The sequence below is a fragment of the Butyricicoccus porcorum genome (assembly GCF_051246315.1).
Taxonomy (GTDB): Bacteria; Bacillota; Clostridia; order Oscillospirales; family Butyricicoccaceae; genus Butyricicoccus_A; species Butyricicoccus_A porcorum.
In genome coordinates this window covers 157,643-183,801 of sequence record NZ_CP178353.1, presented here as the reverse complement: position 1 = coordinate 183,801, position 26,159 = coordinate 157,643, and the positions used below count along the sequence as shown (strand labels likewise).

Annotated in this window: 15 protein-coding genes, 2 rRNA genes and 2 pseudogenes; 10 read left to right on the top strand and 9 right to left on the bottom strand. The window is 51.0% G+C overall.

Annotated features, from left to right (window positions below; translation table 11 throughout):
- Positions 1 to 13: 13 nt before the first annotated feature.
- A complete protein-coding gene (pckA, locus tag ACLM7Z_RS00840) occupies positions 14 to 1,618 on the top strand; it encodes a phosphoenolpyruvate carboxykinase (ATP) (RefSeq protein ID WP_087020955.1) in 1,605 nt (534 codons plus the stop codon).
- A gap of 137 nt (positions 1,619 to 1,755) precedes the next feature.
- Here the strand turns inward: pckA and ACLM7Z_RS00835 are convergent, their stop codons facing one another.
- Entirely contained in the window at positions 1,756 to 2,664 is a 909-nt protein-coding gene (locus ACLM7Z_RS00835; RefSeq protein ID WP_087020952.1) for a radical SAM protein, read from the bottom strand.
- Between the two features lie 187 nt (positions 2,665 to 2,851).
- Between ACLM7Z_RS00835 and ade the strand changes: the two genes are divergently transcribed.
- On the top strand, positions 2,852 to 4,558 hold the full coding sequence (gene ade, locus ACLM7Z_RS00830) for an adenine deaminase (RefSeq protein WP_087020949.1): 1,707 nt from the start codon (positions 2,852 to 2,854) through the stop codon (positions 4,556 to 4,558).
- Between the two features lie 303 nt (positions 4,559 to 4,861).
- Here the strand turns inward: ade and ACLM7Z_RS00825 are convergent, their stop codons facing one another.
- Positions 4,862 to 5,512 carry an HAD hydrolase-like protein gene (locus tag ACLM7Z_RS00825; RefSeq protein ID WP_165761138.1) on the bottom strand — a complete coding sequence of 217 codons (651 nt, stop codon included), beginning with the start codon at positions 5,510 to 5,512 and terminating at the stop codon, positions 4,862 to 4,864.
- A 217-nt stretch (positions 5,513 to 5,729) separates the two neighbouring features.
- Here ACLM7Z_RS00825 and ACLM7Z_RS00820 point away from each other — a divergent pair, with 217 nt between their 5' ends.
- From ACLM7Z_RS00820 to ACLM7Z_RS00810, 3 genes are read left to right on the top strand one after another with little or no spacing between them, the layout of a single operon-like run.
- Positions 5,730 to 6,539: an immunoglobulin-like domain-containing protein gene (locus ACLM7Z_RS00820; RefSeq protein ID WP_087020940.1), complete on the top strand. Its 810-nt coding sequence runs from the start codon at positions 5,730 to 5,732 to the stop codon at positions 6,537 to 6,539.
- Between the two features lie 3 nt (positions 6,540 to 6,542).
- Positions 6,543 to 7,982: a polysaccharide biosynthesis tyrosine autokinase gene (locus tag ACLM7Z_RS00815; RefSeq protein ID WP_435645460.1), complete on the top strand. Its 1,440-nt coding sequence runs from the start codon at positions 6,543 to 6,545 to the stop codon at positions 7,980 to 7,982.
- A gap of 2 nt (positions 7,983 to 7,984) precedes the next feature.
- On the top strand, positions 7,985 to 9,508 hold the full coding sequence (locus ACLM7Z_RS00810; RefSeq protein WP_165761137.1) for a polysaccharide biosynthesis tyrosine autokinase: 1,524 nt from the start codon (positions 7,985 to 7,987) through the stop codon (positions 9,506 to 9,508).
- 83 nt (positions 9,509 to 9,591) lie between these two features.
- Here ACLM7Z_RS00810 and ACLM7Z_RS00805 read toward each other — a convergent pair.
- The 5 genes and pseudogenes from ACLM7Z_RS00805 to ACLM7Z_RS00785 all read right to left on the bottom strand — a co-directional run bounded on the left by ACLM7Z_RS00805 (position 9,592) and on the right by ACLM7Z_RS00785 (position 14,645).
- Positions 9,592 to 10,997 (bottom strand): annotated as a pseudogene (locus ACLM7Z_RS00805) (IS1182 family transposase).
- A 121-nt stretch (positions 10,998 to 11,118) separates the two neighbouring features.
- Positions 11,119 to 11,817 (bottom strand): P-II family nitrogen regulator, encoded by a 699-nt coding sequence (locus ACLM7Z_RS00800; RefSeq protein ID WP_087020931.1) that lies wholly within the window; start codon positions 11,815 to 11,817, stop codon positions 11,119 to 11,121.
- A gap of 28 nt (positions 11,818 to 11,845) precedes the next feature.
- Entirely contained in the window at positions 11,846 to 13,387 is a 1,542-nt protein-coding gene (locus ACLM7Z_RS00795; protein ID WP_242969850.1) for a DUF1538 domain-containing protein, read from the bottom strand.
- Between the two features lie 168 nt (positions 13,388 to 13,555).
- A complete protein-coding gene (sigK, locus tag ACLM7Z_RS00790; RefSeq protein ID WP_087020928.1) occupies positions 13,556 to 14,254 on the bottom strand; it encodes an RNA polymerase sporulation sigma factor SigK in 699 nt (232 codons plus the stop codon).
- 52 nt (positions 14,255 to 14,306) lie between these two features.
- A complete protein-coding gene (locus ACLM7Z_RS00785; protein ID WP_087020925.1) occupies positions 14,307 to 14,645 on the bottom strand; it encodes a hypothetical protein in 339 nt (112 codons plus the stop codon).
- Between the two features lie 110 nt (positions 14,646 to 14,755).
- Between ACLM7Z_RS00785 and ACLM7Z_RS00780 the strand changes: the two genes are divergently transcribed.
- Entirely contained in the window at positions 14,756 to 15,025 is a 270-nt protein-coding gene (locus ACLM7Z_RS00780) for a helix-turn-helix transcriptional regulator (protein WP_273349397.1), read from the top strand.
- 58 nt (positions 15,026 to 15,083) lie between these two features.
- On the opposite strand, the pseudogene ACLM7Z_RS00775 reads toward ACLM7Z_RS00780, so the two are convergent.
- Together ACLM7Z_RS00775 and ACLM7Z_RS00770 are read right to left on the bottom strand one after the other, a co-directional pair.
- Positions 15,084 to 16,489 (bottom strand): annotated as a pseudogene (locus tag ACLM7Z_RS00775) (IS1182 family transposase).
- Between the two features lie 131 nt (positions 16,490 to 16,620).
- Positions 16,621 to 17,634 carry a Gfo/Idh/MocA family protein gene (locus ACLM7Z_RS00770; RefSeq protein ID WP_087020919.1) on the bottom strand — a complete coding sequence of 338 codons (1,014 nt, stop codon included), beginning with the start codon at positions 17,632 to 17,634 and terminating at the stop codon, positions 16,621 to 16,623.
- Positions 17,635 to 17,894: 260 nt separating this feature from the next.
- Here ACLM7Z_RS00770 and ACLM7Z_RS00765 point away from each other — a divergent pair, with 260 nt between their 5' ends.
- From ACLM7Z_RS00765 to ACLM7Z_RS00750, 4 genes are all read left to right on the top strand, one after another.
- The gene (locus ACLM7Z_RS00765) at positions 17,895 to 18,905 is read left to right on the top strand and encodes a LacI family DNA-binding transcriptional regulator (RefSeq protein ID WP_165761136.1); all 1,011 of its coding nucleotides are present in this window, start codon (positions 17,895 to 17,897) and stop codon (positions 18,903 to 18,905) included.
- Between the two features lie 219 nt (positions 18,906 to 19,124).
- A complete protein-coding gene (locus tag ACLM7Z_RS00760; RefSeq protein WP_087020911.1) occupies positions 19,125 to 20,840 on the top strand; it encodes a Na/Pi cotransporter family protein in 1,716 nt (571 codons plus the stop codon).
- 568 nt (positions 20,841 to 21,408) lie between these two features.
- Positions 21,409 to 22,930, top strand: a 16S ribosomal RNA gene (locus ACLM7Z_RS00755).
- 342 nt (positions 22,931 to 23,272) lie between these two features.
- Positions 23,273 to 26,110, top strand: a 23S ribosomal RNA gene (locus ACLM7Z_RS00750).
- The 16S and 23S rRNA genes sit together here, the layout of an rRNA operon.
- Positions 26,111 to 26,159 lie beyond the last annotated feature (49 nt).

The window sequence follows — 26,159 nt, the reverse complement described above, 5'->3', positions numbered from 1 at the left end:
GGTTAGACGTAAGATGACAGCAATTGATTTAAACAAATATGGCATCACCGGTACAACCGAAATCGTTTACAACCCTTCCTATGAGATGCTCTTTGAAGAGGAAACCAAGGAAGGTCTGGAAGGCTTTGAAGTTGGCCAGAACACGGAGCTGGACGCTGTAAACGTAATGACTGGTATCTACACTGGTCGTTCCCCGAAGGACAAGTACATCGTCATGGATGAAAACTCCAAGGACACCGTTTGGTGGACCTCTGACGAGTATAAGAACGACAACCATCCGATGAGCGAGGAAGTTTGGCAGACGGTTAAGGACATCGCTGTCAAGGAGCTGTGCAACAAGAGACTGTTTGTTGTGGATGCATTCTGCGGCGCAAACAAGGATACCCGCATGGCAATCCGTTTCATCGTTGAGGTAGCTTGGCAGGCACACTTCGTAAAGAACATGTTCATCCGCCCGACGGAGGAAGAACTGAAGGACTTCACCCCGGACTTTGTTGTTTACAACGCTTCCAAGGCAAAGGTTGAGAACTATAAGGAGCTGGGTCTGAATTCCGAGACCTGCGTAGCCTTCAACATCACCAGCCGTGAGCAGGTTATCATCAACACCTGGTACGGCGGCGAGATGAAGAAGGGTATGTTCTCTATGATGAACTACTACCTGCCGCTGAAGGGCATCGCTTCCATGCACTGCTCTGCAAACACCGATATGAACGGCGAGAACACCGCAATCTTCTTCGGCCTGTCCGGCACCGGTAAGACCACCCTGTCCACCGATCCGAAGCGTCTGCTGATCGGCGATGACGAGCACGGCTGGGACGACAACGGCGTATTCAACTTCGAGGGCGGCTGCTATGCAAAGGTTATCAACCTGGATAAGGACTCCGAGCCGGATATCTACAACGCAATCAAGCGCAACGCTCTGCTGGAGAACGTAACCGTTGATGCAGAAGGCAAGATTGATTTCGCTGATAAGAGTGTAACCGAGAACACCCGTGTATCCTATCCGATCGACCATATCGAAAAGATTGTACGTCCGGTATCCTCTGCACCGGCAGCAAAGAACGTGATCTTCCTGTCTGCTGACGCATTCGGCGTACTGCCGCCGGTTTCTATCCTGACACCGGAGCAGACGCAGTACTACTTCCTGTCTGGCTTTACTGCAAAGCTGGCTGGTACCGAGCGCGGCATCACGGAGCCGACCCCGACCTTCTCCGCTTGCTTTGGTCAGGCATTCCTGGAACTGCATCCGACCAAGTACGCAGAAGAGCTGGTTAAGAAGATGGAAAAGAGCGGCGCAAAGGCTTACCTGGTTAACACCGGCTGGAACGGCACCGGCAAGCGCATCTCCATCAAGGATACCCGCGGCATCATCGACGCAATCCTGAACGGCGACATCAAGAACGCTCCGACCAAGACCATTCCGTACTTCAACTTTGAAGTTCCGACCGAGCTTCCGGGCGTAGATCCGGCAATCCTGGATCCGCGTGATACCTATGCAGACGCTTCCGAGTGGGATGCAAAGGCAAAGGATCTGGCTGGCAGATTCATCAAGAACTTCTCCAAGTACGAAGGCAACGAGGCTGGCAAGGCTCTGGTTGCAGCAGGTCCGCAGCTCTAAAGCTTCGTGACGGCTTTCCGTATGGTGAAGCCTCTCTGATATAACAGAACAAGAGAACAGCGAGATGGGAAACCGCATGGTTTGTCCATCCCGCTGTTTTTTGCTTGTACGATTTGTGTCAGCTCGAGAGGAAGCAATCAGGCGCGGCAGACGCCGCTGCCGTCAAAATGCGGAATAAAGCTCTCGCTGACCGATTCCGCGTCCTGAGTCCAGCCTTCCAGAGCGAGCAGCGCCATCTGTTCGCAGGCATCGGCATATTCTTCGTCAGTGATGCGGCGCGTGAGCTCCGGATAGCCGGACAGGTTGGTGCACGGCGTAAACTGCCGCATCAGGCTGACCAGCACCTGTCCGCCCCAGTTGGATGAAATCGAGCGAAGGATCTGCGCCGTGTCGCCGCCCAGACCGGGCAGCATGAGATGGCGGATGATGGTGCCGTGCGTCATCATGCCGTCAGCATCAAACTGCGGCGCACCGGTCTGGCGTATCATTTCCCCGATTGCGGCACAGGCGATATCGAAATAATCCGGTGCATGCGAATAGCGCGCAGCATAATAAGAGCTGTAATATTTGAGGTCGGGCAGGTAAATGTCAATCAGTCCGTCCAGCATGCGCAATGTTTCCACACGTTCATAACCGCCGCAGTTGTAAATAACCGGGATGGTCAGTCCGCGCGCGCGGGCGAGCGGGATGGCTTCTGCGAGATGGACGGCGTAGTGCGTCGGCGTCACGAGATCAATGTTATGCGCGCCGCGCGCCTGTAATGATAAAAATGTGTCTGCCAGACCGGAACAATCGGTTAATATGCCGTTTGCTGCTGCCTCTTGACCGGAAATGTCATGGTTCTGACAGTAGACACAGCCGAGCGGGCAGTGGCAGAAAAAGACGGTGCCCGCGCCGCGCGTGCCCGACAGGCACGGCTCCTCCCAGCGATGCAGGCTGGCCAGCCCGATGCGGATAGTGTCATCCGCGCCGCAGAAGCCGGTTTGTCCGGCCGCGCGGTTTGCCCCGCACCGGCGCGGGCACAGGGTACAGTGTTCGAGCATCATGGAACCCCTCCTTCGGATATGCCCGGATTTGTTTGCTCTGTCAGCATATCATAGCACAAAAGACTGGGAAATGGAACAGAAATGCGGTATACTAGGTAACAATAGCAAAGGCACTGTGCGGCCAGCGGCGTATTCTTATGCGGGAGTAAAGCGCTGGCGAATCAACAGTTGAAGTGGAGGAGCTGTCATGAATTTTCAGCAGTTTAATGATCTGGCAAAGGCGGCACGCGGCGAAATTCCGGCGGAACTCGTATTCCGTGGGGGAAACGTGGTGAATGTATTCACCGGGGAGGTGCTTGAGACCTCTGTCGCGGTCACAGACGGCACAATTGTGGGGGTTGGAGACCAGTATGTGGGAGAGACTGAGATTGACCTGGCGGGGAAATACCTGTGTCCGGGTCTGATCGATGGGCATATTCATCTCGAATCCACGATGGTAACACCGGCGGAGCTGGTCGAACAGGCAGTCAGATGCGGCACGACGACCTACATTGTCGACCCGCATGAGGCGGCGAATGTGAGCGGCGCAGACGGCATTGATTATATCTTGAACGAGACTGCGGATGTCCCGGCGAATGTATATGTCATGATGCCGTCTTGTGTGCCCGCATTGCCGTTTGAGGACAACGGCTGTACGTTTGACGCAAACGAGATGCGAAACTATCTGGATAACCCGCGTGTGCTCGGTCTGGGCGAAGTGATGGACTATGTGTCCACGGTCAACGCTGCACCCGCGATGGCGGAAAAACTCGCACTGTTCGACGGAAAACCGAAGGACGGGCATGCGCCGATGCTGACCGGGAATGAGCTCAATGCGTATGTGCTCGCCGGCATTACCAACGACCATGAGTGTTCGACGCCGGAGGAAGTTCTGGAAAAGCGCCGTCTCGGCATGCACATCCATGTGCGTGAGGGCAGTGCGGCGCGCAATCTGGAGGCGATTGTGCGCGGCATCGTGCAGGAGCACCAGTTGACAGACGGCTTTTCATTCTGCACGGATGACAAGCACATCGAGGACATTCGGCAGGAAGGGCATATTGACCACTGTGTGCGCAAGGCGATTGCCTGTGGGCTTGCGCCGGTCGATGCCATCCGCATGGCGACCATCAATACAGCGCGGCACTATGGGCTGCATCATCAGCTCGGCGCCATTGCGCCCGGCATGCAGGCGGATTTTGTCGTGTTGGATGATTTGGAAACGGTTCACATTCATGCGGTTTATCACAGGGGACAAGATGTTTCCGACTTCCGTGCACAGCCGAAGCTGCCGCAGGACAGCCCACTGCGCCGCACAGTGCATTGTCAGCCGGTACGTCCGGAGCAACTGGAACTCCCGGTTGGAGAGACCAGCCATGTCATCCGTATTGCCGCCGGCCAGCTCGTGACGGAAAACGAATGCTGCGCCCTGCCGCAGCAAAACGGTTTGTTCGTTCCGCAGGGTGAATTCAGCAAAATTGCAGTGGTCGAACGCCATCACAATACGGGAAAGGTCGGCGTTGGTGCGGTCGCAGGCTTCGGTCTGCATGGCGGCGCAATGGCATCCACGGTAGCCCATGACAGTCATAACCTGTCCGTCATCGGCGACAACGATGCGGATATGCTGCTCGCCGCACAGCACCTGCGCGACATCGGCGGCGGCTATACACTGGTATCTCATGGAAAAATTCTGCACACAGTCGCATTGCCCATCATGGGTCTGATGAGCGACGCGGGCTTTGATACGGTGCAGGCGGAGCTGTCCGCTATGATTGCAAAGGCACATGAGATGGGCGTTCCGGCGGATGTTTCTCCGCTCATTCTGCTGTCTTTCCTTGCGCTGCCGGTTATCCCATCGCTGCGCATTACACCGCGCGGCCTGTTTGATGTGGAACAGATGAAGTTTATCGAAGGATAAACGCTTCACAATTGTGGCTCATTGCGGCATAAAAATTGCCCGTTCGATTTCCGGCGCGGATGGCCGGAATCGAACGGGCGTCTTTGTTTATCTGTTTGCAGTTGCTTATGCGAAGAATGAAACAATCAGTGCGACAACAAAACCGGTGGTACCGACGATGGTTTCCATCATTGTCCAGGTTTTAAAATCTGTGAAGTGATTTTACTGTTTTATTATATCACAATTTATTATATCACAAAGGAACCCCACGGTAAAGAAAACCTGTTTCAACCGAAACGCAGATACGCCCTGGCGAACCGACTTTTACAGCGCGAGCAGATGCTCCCGCAGCTCATCCACTGTGGCGACGATGTGTGCGGCGTGATGGGCTTCGGCCTCCTCGCGTGTACCGAAGCCATACAGCACATAGGTGCAGTCAATGCCGTATTTGCGTGCGCCCTCGACGTCGTGCAGACGGTCGCCGACCATCTCGATATCTGCCGGGTCAGGCTGTCCGGCTCGCTCGAGCGCCAGCCGCACAACGGCATCTTTGGTATTGATGCGTCCGTCGAGTGTTGCGCCGCAAATTTCCTCCAGATATGGCGCAAGTCCAAAGCGCTCCGCGATGCGAATGGAATAGTCCTCCGGCTTGCTTGTCACCAGGAACAGCCGTTTTCCAGCGGCTTTGAGCGCGGCGAGCGTGTCGACAATGCCGTCATAGGCGCGGTTTTCAAACAGGCCGACAGTGGAATAACGCGCGCGGTAATCCGTTACCGCCTGTGCAGCCTGTGCCGCATTCATGCCAGCAATGCCCTGAAAGCTGTCGATCAGCGGGGGGCCGATGAAACGGCGCAGACTGTCACTGTCTGGAATGGGCCAGTCCTGCTTTTGCAATGCATGGATGACGCAGTTTGTAATTCCCTCGCCGGAATCGGTCAGCGTGCCGTCAAGGTCGAAAAAGATAATATGCTTCATAGTAAACTCCTGCCGGTTTCGGGCAGCAGGAAACCGAGAACGTTTCGATGCTGCCCGGATCATTTCTGCAAAAAAGTGTAACAGATTTTGACAGATTGTGCAATATATATGCGGCATTTGTGCCCCAGCTGTTCCAAAACAGCGCGAATGCTTGACGAACAGGGGAAAACTACTTATAATTACATGTGAAATGATAGAATAAAGTGAGGGGGAGCCTGTGAAACAAATTAAAATTGCAGTTTTGGCGCTGTTCGTATGCAGTGTTGCTGTTTTTTCTGTGTTTACGATCCGTGATTTTCTGGAGACCAAGGATCAGCTGCCTGTCATCGAGGCAGAGCAGGATACTATTTCTGTGCCAATCGATGCGACGGATGAACAGCTTTGCGCGGGACTGCGTGCGACGGATGCTGAGGATGGGGATCTGACCGACGGCATTCTGGTGACCAACATCTCCAATTTTGTCGATGACAGCACATGCAATATTTCTTATGCCGTGTTTGACTCGCAGGAGCAGCTCGGCACCTATACCAGAAAGGTTACCTATACCGATTACAAACCGCCGAAGTTTTCCGTCAGCGATCCGCTGGAGGTTCGCATGGGCGGCGAGGTTCAGATTCTGGACAAGCTCAGTGCAGAGGATGTGTTTGACGGGGATATTTCAAACCGCATCCTGATTCTTTCCAGTACGGTCAATTCGGCTGTTGCGGGGCTGTATGATGTCACGGTTCAGGTTTCCAACAGCCATGGCGATGTTTCAGAGCTGAAGCTGCCGGTCGCCGTAACCGATCCGTCGATCGGTGCGCCGACGATTACTCTGACTGAATCGCTGGTCTATCTCAAAAAAGGTGCAGCTTTTGACCCGGAGAGCTATATCGATGAGAAAAAGAGCTCTGTCAAGACATCGTACATTAACGTGGAATCCACCGTCAATCCGGCGCAGCCCGGAACCTATGTTGTGACCTATTCGGCACAGAATACGGAAGGGAACATCGGACACGCATACCTGACCGTTGTAGTGGAGGAATAAGAGATGGAAGAAAAACGATGGAGCTTGGCTTCAATCAATCTGCATACCATGCTGCGGGATGTGTGGAAAAATCTCTGGATGATTGTACTGGTTGCTGCTTCCGCGGTCATGTTGACCCGCGTTGCATCCGAGACCATTTACAAACCGGAATATACCAGTTCGGTCACCATGTCAGTCACATCCAAATCAGGCAGCAATGCGGTTGCTGACCTCAATACGACCCGGCAGATGGCATCGGCCTTTCAGGGCGTGCTCGAAAGTGACCTGCTGCATGAGACCGTTGCGGCGGCAATGGGGGAGACTTCGCTGCCCGCACAGCTGGAAAGCTCGATCATTGAGGGCACCAACCTGCTGACCATTTCCGCGACGGCGGACAATGCGCGCACCGCATTCCTGACCGTCAAGGCAGTGATGGAAAATTATAATACGGTTTCCGATCAGGTATTGTCCGGCGCAGTCTTTACGGTTGTCCGGGAGCCACAAATTGCGCGCGCACCATCCAATGCCATGTCGCTGCGCAGCCGCCTGATTCTGGCGGGCGCACTCGGCGCACTGGCAATGCTGGCGGTTGTTATCCTGATGTCCTGTCTGCGCGATACCGTCAAGCGGGAGGAAGAGGTCAAGGAAAAGCTGGATACCCACCTGATTGCATCTGTACCGCACGAAAAGCGGCCGGATGGCAAAAACAAGAAGGAAAAGCACAGCTTCCTGATTACCCATACGGTCATCAGCTTCGCATTTGAAGAGAGCATCCGCCAGATCCGCACGCGGCTGGAATATGCGGCGAAGCAGGACGGAGCCAAGGTATTTCTGATCTCCAGCTTCGGAGAGAATGAGGGCAAATCGACCATTTCAGCGAACAGTGCACTTTCGCTGGCGGAGAAGGGGTATCATGTCCTGCTGATTGATGCGGACTTCCGCAAGCCCGCACAGTACAAGGTTCTGAACCGCGATGTCGATGAGGCCAACTGCCTCGGCGAATACCTGCGCGGAACGTGCAGCGTGGACAAAATCATACAGACCAACGCAGAGGTTAAGCTGTATGAAATGTTTGGAAAAAATTATTATTCTGACTCTGTTGAGCTGCTGGGAAGTGCACGCATGAAAAAGCTTCTGGAGGTTTCCCGGCAGAAGATGGATTTCATTATCATTGACTCCCCACCGATGTCTGCATTGTCGGATACCGAGGTTCTTGCGGAGCTTGTCGACGCGACTGTTCTTGTCGTGCGTGAAGATACTTCGGCTGTGCCCGATCTGAATGAATCCATTATGATCCTGAATGAGAGCAAGTCCAGACTGCTGGGGTGTGTATACAACGATAAGCATACCTCTCCGCTCAGCCGCCTGCCGATTTATGGCAAATATGCCGACTATTATGGCTACCGCGGGTATTATGGAAATTATGGAAAATACGGCAAGAGCAGCAGAAAGCGTGAGGGATGACGATGAGCGAACAGCAACACAATAGCCGCCATGCCGAAGAGGCATGGCTGGAGGATGAGAACAAAATATCCCTTGAGCTGGTGCTGGGGGATATGTGGAAGGGCTTTTTGCGATTCGGCTGGATTGTCATGTTGGTGTTTGCCGTCGCGGGCGCAGTCATCAGCACTGCATATACGGCGGCATCGTTTTCACCGCGCTATCAGGCGATCTCGACCTTTACGGTAAAGGCGAGCACCGGCATGTCGGACAGCGATGACCGCGCCAATTATTATTACAGCTCACAGTCTGCGGAGCAGATGGCGAGCACCTTCCCGTATATTATTCACAACGATGTCATGTATGATGTCATTAAGCAGGATCTCGGCATCGGTGCCATCACTGCGAGCATTTCCGCAGAGGTCGTGCCCGATACCAATATGGTCACTGTAAAGGTGCAGGATTCCAGCGCAGAGAGTGCGTTGGCCGTGCTCAATTCGGTGATGGAAAATTATCCGCAAGTTGCACGGTATGTGCTGGGCAGTACCAAGCTGTCTGTCCTGAAAAAGCCGACCGTAACAGAGAAGCCGATCAATATCCCTTCTTATCCGCGCAAGGCGGTAAAGGGAGCTGCGATGGGTATTCTGTTGGCACTCGCTGTGCTGTTTTTCTATGCAGTCACGCGCAGCACCATCCGGACGGAGGATGATTTCCGTGATGTGCTCAATCAGAAATGTCTGGGTCTGCTGCCACTGATGAAGTTCAAAAAAATACGCGGCGATGCAAGCCCGGTGGTTTCCGTGCTCAATCCGCGCGTCAATTCCAGCTTCCGCGAGTCGGTGCGCGCATTGCGTGTCCATATTCTCAAGGAGCTGGATTCCCATCCCAGAGACCGTGTCATTCTGGTGACCAGTACGCTGCCAAATGAGGGCAAAACCACGGTTGCGCTCAATCTGGCACTCAGTTTGGCGCAAAATGGCGCCTCAGTCATTCTGGTAGATGCCGACCTGCGCAACCAGACCGTCAAGCAGGCGTTGAATCTTTCAGAGGAGAGCGCCGGTCTGACTGAGGTGCTGGAACAGGATGTGACAATCGAACAGGCACTGATGCAGTATGAGGACACGCGCGTGCGCCTGTTGGCAGGCGACCATGTTTCTGAGCATCCGTCTGAGCAGCTCGGCTCAAAGGAAATGGCAAAGGTCGTTGCACAGCTGCGCAAAATGGCGGATTATGTCGTGCTCGACAGCGCGCCGTGTGGCATGCTGTCGGATGCCATTTCCTTGGCGGAGCATGCCGACTGTGCATTGTATGTCGTCAAGCAGGACTATGCAACGGGGAATCGCATTCTCAGCAGCCTGGACCGACTGTCTGTCAGCCGCATTCGTGTCATCGGTTGCGTATTCAATGCCATTGCATCCGGCCTGAGCGGCTATGGCTATGGCTATTATGGCCGCTATGGTCGGTATGGCAGATATGGCCGCTATGGTAAGTACGGCACCTATGGCGAAAAGGAGCGGGCAGTGAGCGAACAGGCCAAGCCGGAATCATAACGCTGACCGCAGAGAGCAATAAAAAATCCATACCGCTTTCATCAGCGGTATGGATTGAGCCTGTCGAAGAACCCGGCTGCGCATTAAGCGAGAGCCAGATTTTGGCACATATAGGGAAAAAGCCGGAAAACTGGAATAGGGAAATGGATCTTCCACTTCCACATAGCCAGCTTTTTCAGATTCATGGCAGCAAATTTAAGCTTCACCCAGTTGGTAACTTGAGCCAAGCCTCGATATTGTGTATAGCGCATACCATGCTTTTCTTTGGCATCTGCAAATACACGTTCAATCTTTTGTTGTCGGAGTTTATATAAGTCACGATATTCAGTCATATGACGTGCGTCTTCTGCCAACTCTACATAATCAGCCCATACGTGTCTGGTGACAGTCTTTTCAAACTTTGCACTCGATGTACACAGCTCTCTGGTCGGACAATGTTCGCAGACGTATGACCTGCTCTTATATTCACGATATCCATCTTTGTTCGTTGTTGCATAATGAAGTGTTTTATACTCCGGACAGATTACACAATCATAATACTCATCATAAACATATTTCCACCATTCATGACCGCCTTTCTTTGTCATTGGACGTTTATATGCTGTAGATAATACTCTTCCACTCTCAAAAATACGTTTACAAATCGAAGGAGTTTTGTAGGCGCTGTCTGCTACTATCGTTTTATGTTCTGGGTAATGTTCGCAAAGCTGGTCATATAACGGGTCAAATGCTACACTGTCATGTACATTTCCTGCTGTTACTTCTACGTCGAGAATAAAATTATGCTTGTCACAGGCTGTATGCGCTTCGTAGGCAAAACACTTCTTGTGTTCACCTTTATGGAATACGCCGGCATCCGGATCCGTTGTCGAAACTGTTATTTCTTTCTCCTTTGGCGGTGTTGAATCGTCATCATCGTTGAATGGCTTTTTGTCGTGTTCTTCGCGATCTCTGTTAATTTCTTCCGCAGCTCCTTTGCATATCGTTTTGCTTCAACTGGAACAGCTTTTCGTGCTTTTTTCTTCATGTTTGCACTTGCTTTGATATGTGTCCCATCGATAAAAATTGCACTCGTATCCAGAAATCCTTCCTTTGCTGCTGTGTTCAATATCCACCGAAATATATATTCTACAGTTGCTGTTGTAAAACGATGCTTAAAATTATAGCTTACTGTTGAAAAATGCGGCACCTGCTCATTCAATGGATAACCGATAAACCACCTGTATGCAACATTCATATTCACTTCTTCCAGCGTCCGCCGGAGCGATGGTATCCCATATATGTGCTGTATCATTACAATCTTAAACAATACTACCGGATCGATACTTGGCCTGCCGTTGTCCTTGCAGTACAAATCATCTACAAATTCATAAATTTGTTTGAAATCTACTGCTGCATCTATTTTCCTCAGTAGATGATCCTCGGGCACTAACATATCCAGACTTACAATCTCTACTGCCTCTCTGTTTTCCTTCCCTTTTACTATCATTTTATCACCTGTCTCTCTTATCTTTATTATAACAGAAAAAGCCGCCTTTCGGCGACTTTTTCGACAGGCTGAATCCATACCGCTTTCATCAGCGGTATGGATTTTTTGCGTCCGGGGGAATTCAGGTATCTGACTCGTCTGTGGTTTCTTCCATCAGCCGCATGCCAGCCGTGCTGGTGACGGGGAGCGAAAAGACGATGGAATGAGCCTTGCTGTCCAGTCCGGCTTTGTCCATAATCGCCTTCATAATGCGGTTTTTCATCTCGGTTTTGACCACAATCAGGACAATTTCTTTTTCGTTGACCAGTGACACGCCGAGGAATTTTTCGGCGCGCGCCATGCCGGTTCCTTTTGCATGGATGACGGTGCCGCCGGCGGCGTCCTCCGCGCGGGCAGCGTCCATGATGAGGTCAGTATAGCCCTGATTGGCAATGACAATCAGCAGTTCATATTTGGTGTCTTTCAACGTGCTTTCCTCTCCTTTTTCAAAGTTCTGATGTTCTGTGAGGAAGAACAGCGGCTTTTTCCCGCCAATGCTGCTCAGCGGGATGAGAAATGCGATGCCCGTGCCGGGAACATCGATTTTGATTTCCTTTTCCAGACTGGCTTTGATTTTCTTCCAGGTGGTGCGGGTTACGACGGAAAAAACAATTCCCTTTTCCGCCTGCTCCAGTCCGAGAGAATCCAGTGTTTCACTCACCGCAGTGCCATCACCGAGTGTGCTGAAGGTCACATCGACACCGTGTCTTCGGTACAGCTCGATGAATTTTTTTGCCTTGCTGCGGTCGGTGATGGTTGTCATAAAATATAATTCACTCATATGGCTCTCCTTTTTCTTTTATGCAGCCTCAGAGCTCAATGATGGCATCATCGTCGAGCAGCTCAAATTCCAATGCGGGTGTGAGCGCAGGCGGTTCCGTCTTGGCATCGCGCCGCTTTTGCAGCTGGTACAGCATGCCGAGCAACTGGATAGTGATGAGCGGTGTCATGGCGACCATGGATACGACGCCGAACGCATCGGTTACAATATTGCCGCCGACTGCAATGCAGGCGCCCTGTGCAAACGGCAGCAGGAAGGTTGCTGTCATCGGACCGGAGGCGACGCCACCGGAGTCGAATGCGATTGCGGTAAAGATTTTGGGGACAAAGAAGGAAATCCCGAGTGCAATGGCATAGCCGGGGATCAGAAACCAGAGGATTGGGATTCCGGTCAGCACACGCAGCATGGCGATGCCGATAGAGACCGCCACGCCGACAGACAATGCGGTTCCCATCGCTTTTGCGGAAATGCCGCCGTCCGTGATCTCCTCGACCTGTTTGTTGAGGACATAGACCGCCGGCTCTGCCTTGACGATAAAGAAACCGATGAGCATGCCGATCGGGATGATGATCCAGTTGTAATGGAGGGAGGCCATGACCTGTCCGAGGTAGTTGCCTGCCGGCATAAAACCGACATTTGCACCGGTCAGGAACAGTACAAGGCCGATATACGTATAGACCAGGCCGACGATGATCTTGCGCAGGCGGCGTTTGGACAGCCGGAGTACGGCGATCTGGAAAATTCCGAAAAAGACGACGATAGGCAGCAGGGAGACTGCAATTTCCTTCAAATAGGTCGGAAGGGCAACGCGGAATAAATTCCACAGCTCCACAGAATTGCTGATTTCCGGCACAGCTGCCGGCGTATAGGTGCTCTCGTTTGGCTGGAACACCATGCCGAGGATGAGCACAGCGAGCACAGGCCCGATGGAGCACAGCGCGACAAGGCCAAAGCTGTCATCTGATGCATGCCGGTCGTTTCGGATGGCGGCAATGCCGATGCCGAGTGCCATGATAAACGGTACGGTCATTGGGCCGGTTGTGACGCCGCCGGAATCGAATGCGACCGCAAGGAAATCCGGTGAGACAAAGCCTGCCACAATAAAAACAGCCAGATAAAAGACAACAAGCAGCTGAGGCAGCGGAATACCGAACAGCATGCGCAGCAGCGCAACGACGAGGAAAATACCGACGCCGACTGCAACCGACAGGATCAGTGTCATGTTGGGGATAGACGGCACCTGCTCTGCCAGCACCTGCAAATCCGGTTCGGATATCGTGATGATGAAGCCGAGAATGAAGCCGATTGCGATGATGAGCAGCAGATTTTTGCTTTTGGTGATCGCGGTACCGACGCGCTCGCCCATCGGTGTCATGCTCATCTCCGCACCCAGCGTAAAGAACATGATGCCGACAACGATCATGGCGGCGCCCATCAGGAAGCACAGCAGGATGCTGGCGGAAATCGGTGCGATGGTGAAGCACAGAACCATCACAATTGCGATAACCGGCAGCACCGCGCGCAGTGCTTCTGACAGCTTTTCGTTGAGATTTGCGAGGGAATGTTTCAATGTGTCAACTGCAATCCTTTCTGTTTTGGGGATATCAATACTATATCATACCGGTCCGTAGGTTTGCGATGGGTAATGTATACATATTTCATATGATTTTATAATTGTAACAACTTCCTAACGGCCTTCCAACGGAAACCCGGCATGAGAGGACTGCCCGCGTCCATCTTACAGGATAGTGCCGAATTCTGCGCGGAGCTTTTGCAGGGCTTTTTTTTCAATGCGTGATACATAAGAACGAGAGATGCCGTGCAGGCGGGCGACTTCGCGCTGTGTGAGTGGCGTATGCCCGCCGAGACCGTAGCGCAGGGAAATAATCTCCTTTTCGCGCGGCTCCAGCACCTGCATGGCACCGGAAATCAGACGAATGCGGTCATTCAGTTCAATGCGTTCGAGGGCATCATCATTGCAGCTGAGAACATCCTTCAGTGCCAGCGCGCTGCCGTCGCTGTCCGGCTCAATCGGCTCTTCAAGCGAGACTTCACAGGACAGCTTTTTGGAGGAACGGAAGTACATCAGGATTTCATTTTCAATACAGCGGGAAATATAGGTTGCCAGCCGGACATTTTTCCCCGGATCAAAGGTTGAGACACCTTTAATCAGACCGATGGTACCGATGGAAATGAGGTCATCGGAATCCGCGCTGGAGGAATAATATTTTTTGACGATGTGTGCGACCAGCCGGAGGTTGTGTTCGATGAGCTTTTCCCGCGCCTGTTTGTCGCCGTGCTGCATGGCCTGAATGCAGGCGGCTTCCTGTTCGGCGCTGAGCGGGCGCGGGAAGGAGCCGGACGGCGAGGAGACACGAAGGATACAAAAGGCTGCGCCGCAGAGCAGTGCAGTTGTGATGGAGAACAGCACGATCATACGCCCTTTCACAATCAGGATGGTTCAGCATATGCAGGCGGATGCTGTCCGGTTACTCCGGCTTCGGAAAAAGGGGAACGGGACAATAAGAAGATGCATTCATTTCATCGAACCAGTGGCCGAGCAGTGTGAGCTTGTAGGCGACATATTCTTCCGGCGTAGGCGAAGAACCTGCAAGCCGGACATCACCCCATGCGATCCGGTTGCTTTCGCGGGCAATCCGGTTGATCTGGTCTATTTTGCGCTGAAAAAAGGCGCGCTCTGCTGCCAGACTGTGCTGATGTTGGGCTGCCCACATTTTGAGAAGAATTTCGGCACAGGCGAGGTCAGTCTCGCTGAGCACAATATATTCCTTCGCCAGCCAAGAGGAGCATTCCGGTACATAATTCATAAAATCCCTCCGTTCACAGAATTGACATTTAGTGAATGTCCAATTTATCCTCAGTTTAACATAAGATAAATCCGTAATTGACAAATTGTGTGTGTCATACGGGGATACAGATGTATAAAAATAAATTGGTGAACGGATGGAACAATGTCTGCGGATTAAAAATAAAAGAGCTTCGCAAGGCGATGCCGGAGCATCCGTCCCAGCGTCGGTTTGCAGATATGCTCCAGATTGTCGGACTGGATCTGGATAAAAATGCAGTACAGCGCATTGAGAGCGGCAGCCGGTTTGTGACAGATATTGAACTGGTCTGTATTGCCAGAGTGCTGGGCGTATCCTATGAGGAACTGTTGGACAGCACGGCGGAACACCTGCGAACATAAAAAGAGGATCACAGATGATCTGTGATCCTCTGAGCCTGTCGAAGAACCCGGCTGCGCATTAAGCGAGAGCCAGATTTTGGCACATATAGGGAAAAAGCCGGAAAACTGGAATAGGGAAATGGATCTTCCACTTCCACATAGCCAGCTTTTTCAGATTCATGGCAGCAAATTTAAGCTTCACCCAGTTGGTAACTTGAGCCAAGCCTCGATATTGTGTATAGCGCATACCATGCTTTTCTTTGGCATCTGCAAATACACGTTCAATCTTTTGTTGTCGGAGTTTATATAAGTCACGATATTCAGTCATATGACGTGCGTCTTCTGCCAACTCTACATAATCAGCCCATACGTGTCTGGTGACAGTCTTTTCAAACTTTGCACTCGATGTACACAGCTCTCTGGTCGGACAATGTTCGCAGACGTATGACCTGCTCTTATATTCACGATATCCATCTTTGTTCGTTGTTGCATAATGAAGTGTTTTATACTCCGGACAGATTACACAATCATAATACTCATCATAAACATATTTCCACCATTCATGACCGCCTTTCTTTGTCATTGGACGTTTATATGCTGTAGATAATACTCTTCCACTCTCAAAAATACGTTTACAAATCGAAGGAGTTTTGTAGGCGCTGTCTGCTACTATCGTTTTATGTTCTGGGTAATGTTCGCAAAGCTGGTCATATAACGGGTCAAATGCTACACTGTCATGTACATTTCCTGCTGTTACTTCTACGTCGAGAATAAAATTATGCTTGTCACAGGCTGTATGCGCTTCGTAGGCAAAACACTTCTTGTGTTCACCTTTATGGAATACGCCGGCATCCGGATCCGTTGTCGAAACTGTTATTTCTTTCTCCTTTGGCGGTGTTGAATCGTCATCATCGTTGAATGGCTTTTTGTCGTGTTCTTCGCGATCTCTGTTAATTTCTTCCGCAGCTCCTTTGCATATCGTTTTGCTTCAACTGGAACAGCTTTTCGTGCTTTTTTCTTCATGTTTGCACTTGCTTTGATATGTGTCCCATCGATAAAAATTGCACTCGTATCCAGAAATCCTTCCTTTGCTGCTGTGTTCAATATCCACCGAAATATATATTCTACAGTTGCTGTTGTAAAACGATGCTTAAAATTATAGCTTACTGTTGAAAAATGCGGCACCTGCTCATTCAATGGATAACCGATAAACCACCTGTATGCAACATTCATATTCACTTCTTCCAGCGTCCGCCGGAGCGATGGTATCCCATATATGTGCTGTATCATTACAATCTTAAACAATACTACCGGATCGATACTTGGCCTGCCGTTGTCCTTGCAGTACAAATCATCTACAAATTCATAAATTTGTTTGAAATCTACTGCTGCATCTATTTTCCTCAGTAGATGATCCTCGGGCACTAACATATCCAGACTTACAATCTCTACTGCCTCTCTGTTTTCCTTCCCTTTTACTATCATTTTATCACCTGTCTCTCTTATCTTTATTATAACAGAAAAAGCCGCCTTTCGGCGACTTTTTCGACAGGCTGAGAGGATCACAGATGATCTGTGATCCTCTTTTTATATAAAGATGGGGGCTTTGATGAAAATTACAGCGCGACAACCTTGCCGGATTTCCATGCTTCGGTGGTGCCGAAGGCAATGGCGGTGGACTTGGTGCCGTCATAAACGGTTACGCCCGGCTTTCTGCCTTCGCAGACACAGTTGATGAATTCCTGCATCTCGAGCAGATAGGCTTCTGCAAAGCGCTGCGGGAAGCCTTCGACGCATTCGGTGACAACGCCGTTGGAATTGTACAGCATAGCCAGATTCTTTTCCGGTACCGGGCTGATGCGGATGCTGCCTTCCGTGCCGACGATTTCCGTTTCAACATGGTAACCATGCGGTGCAGTGCGGCCGACATGGATGACACCGATGCCGCCATTCTTGAACTTATAGGTTGCAACTGCGGTTTCGTCGTCGCCGACGGCCTTGAATTCCGGATGTTTGAAGGTAGAGCCGATGGCATAGACCTCAGTCGGCTCGTCGTCGAGGAACCAGCGCATCAGGTCGATGTCATGAACGGCCATGTCGATGAAGATGCCGCCGGAGGTTGCCGCGAACTTGATCGAGCCTTCGACCAGTGCTTCCGGGTCAATGCCGGTTGCCTTTACCATGTACGGCGTGCCGATGGCACCTTCCTGAATCTTCTGCTTTGCATAGGCGTAGGAAGAATCATAGCGGCGCATAAAGCCGAGGAAAAAGATTTTGTCCGGATGGCGCTCGACAGCAGCTTCCGCCTGCTTGCACTCCTCCAGATTGACGCCCAGCGGCTTGTCGGAGAAGACATGCTTGCCTGCGTCCAGTGCTGCTTCAATCTGCCAGCAGTGTTCGGAAGAGGTGGTGACAATAGCAACGGCATCGATGTCAGCCTTTGCGAGCATTTCGCGGAAATCGGTGTAGACGTCGGTGACGCCCAGCTCCTTCTGTGCGTATTCCAGCTCAGCCGGAACAATCGAGCAGGCTGCGGTCAGTTCCGCGTTCGGGATTTTGAATGCGATGTTGTTTGCATGTACCTTGCCCAGACGGCCGAGGCCTGCGATGCCAACCTTGATCTTTTTCATGACAATACCTCCAAATTTATGGTGCTGTTTTTGGGAATCCTCTGCGGGTTTGTTTTTGCTCTCTTTGTTGTGACTGTATTGTATAATGTTTTCAAAAAGAAGTCAATATGCTTTAAAATGCTTTGTATACATGCTTAAAAGTTATTTTTTTATTCATGCATTGTCAACAATGAAAGGCTGGAATTTTGCTCGGAATTTCCGTGACGCGTGACAAAAATGCGGCAGACTGTGGTATACTGAGACAGATGGGAGGAGAGCATATGAAGCATACGGTGCGAAGTATAGCCGCATTGGCAGGTGTCTCGCGTGGGACAGTCAGCCGGGTATTGAACAACCAGCCGGATGTCAGTCCGGAGGTGCGTGCCCGCGTCCTGCGTATTATCGAGGAAACCGGCTATCGCAAGGACGATCGGTTTACAGGCGGCGACCGGATTTGTATTGGCGTCATTGTCGCGCACTGGCAGGATGAATATTTTACCAACGGCACGCTGCGCGGCGTGCATATGGCGGCGCGCGAGATCAATGCGGGAAAGGTCACACTGGAGGTGCGGCGCATGAACAGCCGTTCAGATGAGGAATATATCCGCCTGTGTGAGCAGATGCTGGAGTTAGGCGTGCGTGGTTTGGTGCTCAATGTACCGGATAACATTTATATAGCGGCAGAAATCGAACGGCTGCATCAGGCGGGCGTGGTTGTCGTGACGTATAATTCCGACCTGCCGGACAGCGCACGCGTCTGCCATGTGGGACAGGATTTAATCAAATCCGGCCGCATTGCCGCCGGATTGATGGCGCGCTGCATTTCGCCGCGCGACCAGCTGCTTGTTGTCACGGGTAATATGGAATTTCGTTCCCACCGCCTGCGGGTAGATGGTTTTCTGGAGCGGTGGAAGGAGCTCGGTTTTGCATCGGACAGCTATCGGCTGGCAGAATGCTATGAGCAGTATGAACTGACCTATGATACGGTGCGCTGTGCCCTGGAGGAAAATCCGCACCTTCATGGGATTTATATGGCGACGGAAAACGTGCGCGCCTGTGTGGATGCGCTGGCGCGCGTGCGGCGGCGGGTTGCCGTCGTGGTCAACGACCTGACGCCGGAGGCACGGCGTTCCCTGCGCAGCGGCCGGATTGATTTTGTTGTGGAACAGGATTTTTCTGCGCAGGTTTATCGTGCAATTATGATTCTGCATGAGCTGCTGGTTTACGGGCACAGCGTGAAGCTGCCGGTTGTCTATGTCAATACGTCTATTATTACGCGGGAATTATTGTAAAACGCGAGAAAATTGCAAACAAGGTAAAAATTAGGATTTCGACACAAAAAGTCACAAAATAGCTGTTCAAAGTAAAATTTTCTTTAAGAAACAGAATGATTTCCGGGTATTTCACTGGCTTCTTTGTAAAAAACCATACAAAAACTTTACATAGAACAGGGCGAAAACTTTACATGCGCCTGTTAGGATGATACCAGGAATGACAAAAGGAGAAAATTTATGAACAGTGAAATGGTAACAACCATTACCGGCTTGCTCGGCGGTCTGGCCGTATTCATCTACGGCATGAACCTGATGAGCGAGGGTCTGCAAAAGGCAGCCGGTGAGAAAATGAAGAAAGTGCTTGGCATTCTAACCAAGAATCCGATTGTCGGCATGCTGGCGGGCGCACTGGTTACAGCAGTTTTACAGAGCAGCTCGGCGACGACTGTTATGGCAATCGGCTTTGTCAGTGCGGGACTGATGACTCTGCCACAAGCAATTTCTGTTATTTTTGGTGCCAACATCGGTACAACGATGACCGCTCAGATCATTGCATTTAAAATTGATGACTTTATCTGGCCGATTGTCTTCATCGGCTTTGTACTCTACTTCTTCCCGAAAAAGGAATCCATTAAGAATATCGGTCAGTCTGTTTTTGCGTTTGGCCTGTTGTTCGTTGGCATCACGACGATGAGCAATGTCATGAAGCCGCTTGCGGACAGCCCGGTATTCCTGAGTATGATTGAACAGGTTGCACATATCCCGATTCTTGGTGTCTGTGTCGGTGCGCTGATGACGCTGGTTGTGCAGTCCAGTTCCGCGACAATTGCTGTGCTGCAAAACTTTGCGTCCCAGCCCATGGCGGATGGTGTAACCAGTATCCTTGGCCTGACCGGAGCGATCCCGATTCTGTTGGGTGATAATATCGGTACAACCATCACTGCACTGCTGGCATCTGTCGGCCAACCTAAAAATGCGAAGCGTACAGCTGCGGCACATTGTGTCTTTAATGTTACAGGTACGTTTGTATTCATGTGGTTTGTCCCGTTGTATGCAAAGTTTATCCAGTTTATCTCGCCGAAGGGTCCGGAAATTGAGGTCATTTCACGCCAGATTGCAAACGCACATACTTTCTTTAATATAACCAATACGATTATCTGGCTGCCGCTTATTCCGCTTATGGTTAAGATCGTTATGAAGCTGATCCCGGATGGCAAGCAGCAGGCCGCAGAGCAGCCGTTGTATCAGACACGGTTTCTGGATACCAATGTCCTGAAGCAGCCGGAGGCTGCCATACGCCTTGCCATGCTTGAGCTGACCCGCATCACCGAGTATGTCACCGAAATGGCGGGTCATGCAAAGAAGGCATTCCTGCGCGGAGATACCGATGCAATCGGTGCCGTGGACAGCCTTGAGGATGTGGTAGATATTTTGCAGGACAGCATCACGAATTATCTGTCCAGCCTGTGTAAGACAGGTAAGCTGACGCAGGGACAGTCGCAGCGTGTCGCGGGAATGATCCGCGCTGCCAGCGATATTGAACGCATCGGCGACCAGTACACCAGCATCACCAATTTCGCAAAGCTCAAGCGCGAGAAGGAGTATACCTTTACGGAGGAGGCAATGGGCGAGCTGGAGGAAGGTTTTAATCATGTACAGGAAATGCTGCGCCTGACGATCCGCACACTGCATGACAGTGATCTCGAAACTGCCCGGCAGGTTGTCCACCAGCAGGAGAGCGTTGAAGATCTGGAGCGTCGCCTGAGCCGCAAGCATATGGAACGCCTGAACCTCGGCTCGTGCTCTCCGGAAAATACCGTTGCGTTTACTGATGTTCTGCATGATTTGGAGTGCATTGGCGAATACTGCTCGGATATCGCGGAAATGCTGTTGAATGAGAAGGACAGTGTGATTAAAATGGAAAAAATCGATCAGAGAATGAACGAAGCATAAGAATAAACACATGGACAGCCGTCGGACAGAGCAAGAAGTTTCTGTGCCTGACGGCTGTTTTGCATCGCCAGAATGTTACGGTAAAAAGGTTTTTAAGAAAAACATCAAATTTTCTGAAAGTTTTTGTTGACATCGCGTGCTCAGGGTGGTATTATATACAGGCACTCAACGAGAGCGACACGAAAAACCGAAGAATTTGTTGAGATTACTGGCCGGGAGGCAAAAAAGTGCTTGACAAAGTGGTTTGAATGTGTTAAAATAAATAAGTTGCCGCTGAGAGATCGGCGAAACAATCGAATCAAGTTTGAAAAAAGAAATGAAAAAAGTTCTTGACAAACCTCTGGTGAGATGATATAATAACTAAGCTGCTACGCTGAAAGGTGAACAGCGAAAAGCATTGTACCTTGTAAATTAAACAACGCAAGTTTGAACGAATTACAAACCTGAAATTCTTTTGAAGTTTATACTCAGAAGACCACCGGAAGCTGTAACTTCGGTATAAAAAACAACAGCAAGCCAGCTTAAAGCTGAAATTTGATTATAACGGGCTTTGCTCGTGATAATACAATTTTTAGAGAGTTTGATCCTGGCTCAGGATGAACGCTGGCGGCGTGCCTAACACATGCAAGTCGAACGGAGCACTGAGACTTCGGTTTTTGTGCTTAGTGGCGGACGGGTGAGTAACGCGTGAGCAATCTGCCTTTCAGAGGGGGATAACGACTGGAAACGGTCGCTAATACCGCATAACGTATTTTGCAGGCATCTGCGAGATACCAAAGGAGCAATCCGCTGAAAGATGAGCTCGCGTCTGATTAGATAGTTGGTGAGGTAACGGCCCACCAAGTCGACGATCAGTAGCCGGACTGAGAGGTTGAACGGCCACATTGGGACTGAGACACGGCCCAGACTCCTACGGGAGGCAGCAGTGGGGAATATTGCGCAATGGGGGAAACCCTGACGCAGCAACGCCGCGTGATCGAAGAAGGTCTTCGGATTGTAAAGATCTTTTATCAGGGACGAAGAAAGTGACGGTACCTGATGAATAAGCTCCGGCTAACTACGTGCCAGCAGCCGCGGTAATACGTAGGGAGCGAGCGTTATCCGGATTTACTGGGTGTAAAGGGCGAGTAGGCGGGCTGGTAAGTTGGAAGTGAAATGTCGGGGCTTAACCCCGGAACTGCTTTCAAAACTGCTGGTCTTGAGTGATGGAGAGGCAGGCGGAATTCCTAGTGTAGCGGTGAAATGCGTAGATATTAGGAGGAACACCAGTGGCGAAGGCGGCCTGCTGGACATTAACTGACGCTGAGGAGCGAAAGCGTGGGGAGCAAACAGGATTAGATACCCTGGTAGTCCACGCCGTAAACGATGGATACTAGGTGTGGGAGGTATTGACCCCTTCCGTGCCGCAGTTAACACAATAAGTATCCCACCTGGGGAGTACGACCGCAAGGTTGAAACTCAAAGGAATTGACGGGGCCCGCACAAGCAGTGGAGTATGTGGTTTAATTCGAAGCAACGCGAAGAACCTTACCTGGTCTTGACATCCCGGTGACCGGCATAGAGATATGCCTTTCCCTTCGGGGACAGCGGTGACAGGTGGTGCATGGTTGTCGTCAGCTCGTGTCGTGAGATGTTGGGTTAAGTCCCGCAACGAGCGCAACCCTTATTGTTAGTTGATACATTTAGTTGATCACTCTAGCGAGACTGCCGTTGACAAAACGGAGGAAGGTGGGGACGACGTCAAATCATCATGCCCCTTATGACCAGGGCTACACACGTACTACAATGGCAGACATACAGAGGGAAGCAAAGCTGTGAGGCAGAGCAAATCCCTAAAAGCTGTCCCAGTTCAGATTGCAGGCTGCAACCCGCCTGCATGAAGTCGGAATTGCTAGTAATCGCGGATCAGCATGCCGCGGTGAATACGTTCCCGGGCCTTGTACACACCGCCCGTCACACCATGAGAGCCGGTAATGCCCGAAGTCCGTAGTCTAACCGCAAGGAGGACGCGGCCGAAGGCAGGACTGGTAATTAGGGTGAAGTCGTAACAAGGTAGCCGTATCGGAAGGTGCGGCTGGATCACCTCCTTTCTAAGGAGACCATGAAGCTTGAAACAGAGCTTTGTAAATTCCTAGGTCAATTCAGGAATGAGTCATTCAAACGAACGTTGTTTAATTTAGAGGGCATAATGCCTTCTACTCTGCACCTTGAAAACTGAACAGCGAGAAAACGACAAAGCAACAATAGGAAATTAAAATTGTTATTCTGGAAATTGCGAAAAGCAAACTGAAATAAAAGGTTTTAACGATCCAATTGTGGCGAAAGTACGAAAGTACTACTACAAATTAGCTATAACAAAAGATAACCGAGATTACTCACAATCTTAAGTTACTAAAATAATTCCTGATCTGACCGGATCAGGTCTTACAGCTGGTCAAGCTGTAAAGGGCGCAAGGGGAATGCCTTGGCACCAGGAGCCGATGAAGGACGTGACAAGCTGCGATAAGCTTGGGGGAGCTGCAAATAAGCATTGATCCCAAGATTTCCGAATGGGGAAACCCGCATGAGAGAAGCTCATGCAGCTCATACTGAATCAAATAGGTATGAGTGGGGAACCGCCTGAACTGAAACATCTAAGTAGGGCGAGGAAGAGACATCAACAGAGATTCCGCTAGTAGTGGCGAGCGAACGCGGAAGAGGCCAAACCTGAGGTAGCAATATCTCAGGGGTTCGGACTGCAATATGTAGTGTGAAAGATAGCTGAACGCTTTGGGAAGAGCGGCGAAACAGGGTGACAGCCCCGTAAGCGACATCGGAAGCACGCTAGCAGTATCCAGAGTACCACAGGACACGAGGAACCCTGTGGAAGACGGGTGGACCATCATCCAAGCCTAAATACTACCTGGTGACCGATAGCGAAGCAGTACCGTGAGGGAAAGGTGAAAAGGACCCGGGAGGGGAGTGAAAGAGAACCTGAAACCTTGTGCCTACAAGCACCGAGAGCACGTTCATGTGTGATCGGGTACTTTTTGTAGAACGGTCCGGCGAGTTAATGTATGTAGCAAGGTTAAGTGACTGGAGTCACGGAGCCGCAGCGAGAGCGAGTCTGAACAGGGCGAATTAGTTACATGTATTAGACCCGAAACCGGGTGACCTATCCATGAGCAGGCTGAAGTTGCGGTAAGACGCAATGGAGGGCCGCACCCACGTCCGTTGAAAAGGCCGGGGATGACTTGTGGATAGCGGAGAAATTCCAATCGAACTCGGATATAGCTGGTTCTCCCCAAATAGCTTTAGGGCTAGCGTTATGATAGATTACCGGAGGTAGAGCACTGAATGGGCTAGGGGCCGCGAGGTTACTGAACCCTATCAAACTTCGAATGCCGGATAATTGGTTCATGGCAGTCAGACCATGTGAGATAAGTCGCATGGTCAAAAGGGAAACAGCCCAGATCCGCAGCTAAGGTCCCAAATGAATACTAAGTGGAAAATGATGTGAAATTGCTAAGACAACCAGGATGTTGGCTTAGAAGCAGCCACTCATTCAAAGAGTGCGTAATAGCTCACTGGTCGAGTGATTTTGCGCAGAAAATTTAACGGGGCTAAGTATTCAACCGAAGCTCGGGCAATGTTTGAAACATTGGGTAGGGGAGCGTCGTATGCGGGGTGAAGCGTGATCGGAAGGACACGTGGACTTCATACGAGTGAGAATGCCGGAATAAGTAGCGAGAATTATGTGAGAATCATAATGGCCGAAAATCTAAGGTTTCTTGGGGAAGGTTCGTCCGCCCAAGGTTAGTCGGGAGCTAAGGCGAGGCCTAACGGCGTAGTCGATGCACATACGGTTGATATTCCGTAACCACCGAAGATGTTAAGCTGAGGGACACTTTCATTAAGTCTGACCCGGGCGATGGTTGCCCCGGGCGTAAGGGACCGAAATATAGTAGGGAAGCAGATGGCGTGAGAGGCGAGAAAAGCTCAGTGTATTGTCCAGGTGCCCGTACCGCAAACCGACACAGGTAGATGGGATGAGTATTCTAAGGCCAACGGGAGAATGGTTGTTAAGGAACTCGGCAAATTGGCCCCGTAACTTCGGAATAAGGGGCGCCTCTGAGAAGAGGCCGCAGTGAAAAGGCCCAAGCGACTGTTTAGCAAAAACACAGCTCTCTGCTAAATCGAAAGATGACGTATAGGGGGTGACGCCTGCCCGGTGCTGGAAGGTTAAGAGGAGATGTTAGAGCAATCGAAGCATTGAATTTAAGCCCCAGTAAACGGCGGCCGTAACTATAACGGTCCTAAGGTAGCGAAATTCCTTGTCAGGTAAGTTCTGACCCGCACGAATGGCGTAACGATTTGGGCACTGTCTCAACAGCCAGCCCGGCGAAATTGTAGTACCGGTGAAGATGCCGGTTTCCCGCAACTAGACGGAAAGACCCCATGGAGCTTCACTGTAGCTTGATATTGGATTTCGATATTTCATGTACAGGATAGGTGGGAGGCTTGGAAGCAAGTGCGCCAGCATTTGTGGAGCCAACCTTGGGATACCACTCTTGGAATATTGGAATTCTAACCTGCGGCCATGAATCTGGTCGGGGGACACTGTCAGGTGGGCAGTTTGACTGGGGCGGTCGCCTCCTAAAGAGTAACGGAGGCGCTCAAAGGTTCGTTCAGCACGGATGGAAATCGTGCAGTGAGTGTAAACGCAAAAACGAGCCTGACTGCGAGACTGACGGGTCGAGCAGGAACGAAAGTTGGAGTTAGTGATCCGGCGGTATGTGAATGGAAATGCCGTCGCTCAACGGATAAAAGCTACCCTGGGGATAACAGGCTGATCTCCCCCAAGAGTCCACATCGACGGGGAGGTTTGGCACCTCGATGTCGGCTCATCGCATCCTGGGGCTGAATTCGGTCCCAAGGGTTTGGCTGTTCGCCAATTAAAGCGGTACGCGAGCTGGGTTCAGAACGTCGTGAGACAGTTCGGTCCCTATCTGTTGCGGGCGTAGGAAATTTGAACGGAGCTGTCCTTAGTACGAGAGGACCGGGATGGACATACCTCTGGTGCACCAGTTGTTCTGCCAAGGGCATAGCTGGGTAGCTAAGTATGGACGAGATAAACGCTGAAGGCATCTAAGCGTGAAACTCCCCGTAAGATAAGATTTCCCATTCTTCGGAAGTAAGACCCCACGTAGACGATGTGGTTGATAGGTCAGGAGTGGAAGTACAGTAATGTATGCAGCGGACTGATACTAATAGGTCGAGGGCTTGACCTGAATTATGATTTGGGTAAACTCGGAAAAAGCTTCTGTCACGAGTATTGCT

Coding starts and splice junctions, on each gene's coding strand:
- pckA (WP_087020955.1), top strand. CDS start 14: ATGACAGCAATTGATTTAAACAAATATGGCATCACCGGTACAACCGAA.
- ACLM7Z_RS00835 (WP_087020952.1), bottom strand. CDS start 2,664: ATGATGCTCGAACACTGTACCCTGTGCCCGCGCCGGTGCGGGGCAAAC.
- ade (WP_087020949.1), top strand. CDS start 2,852: ATGAATTTTCAGCAGTTTAATGATCTGGCAAAGGCGGCACGCGGCGAA.
- ACLM7Z_RS00825 (WP_165761138.1), bottom strand. CDS start 5,512: ATGAAGCATATTATCTTTTTCGACCTTGACGGCACGCTGACCGATTCC.
- ACLM7Z_RS00815 (WP_435645460.1), top strand. CDS start 6,543: ATGGAAGAAAAACGATGGAGCTTGGCTTCAATCAATCTGCATACCATG.
- ACLM7Z_RS00810 (WP_165761137.1), top strand. CDS start 7,985: ATGAGCGAACAGCAACACAATAGCCGCCATGCCGAAGAGGCATGGCTG.
- ACLM7Z_RS00800 (WP_087020931.1), bottom strand. CDS start 11,817: ATGAGTGAATTATATTTTATGACAACCATCACCGACCGCAGCAAGGCA.
- sigK (WP_087020928.1), bottom strand. CDS start 14,254: ATGATCGTGCTGTTCTCCATCACAACTGCACTGCTCTGCGGCGCAGCC.
- ACLM7Z_RS00785 (WP_087020925.1), bottom strand. CDS start 14,645: ATGAATTATGTACCGGAATGCTCCTCTTGGCTGGCGAAGGAATATATT.
- ACLM7Z_RS00780 (WP_273349397.1), top strand. CDS start 14,756: ATGTATAAAAATAAATTGGTGAACGGATGGAACAATGTCTGCGGATTA.
- ACLM7Z_RS00770 (WP_087020919.1), bottom strand. CDS start 17,634: ATGAAAAAGATCAAGGTTGGCATCGCAGGCCTCGGCCGTCTGGGCAAG.
- ACLM7Z_RS00765 (WP_165761136.1), top strand. CDS start 17,895: ATGAAGCATACGGTGCGAAGTATAGCCGCATTGGCAGGTGTCTCGCGT.
- ACLM7Z_RS00760 (WP_087020911.1), top strand. CDS start 19,125: ATGAACAGTGAAATGGTAACAACCATTACCGGCTTGCTCGGCGGTCTG.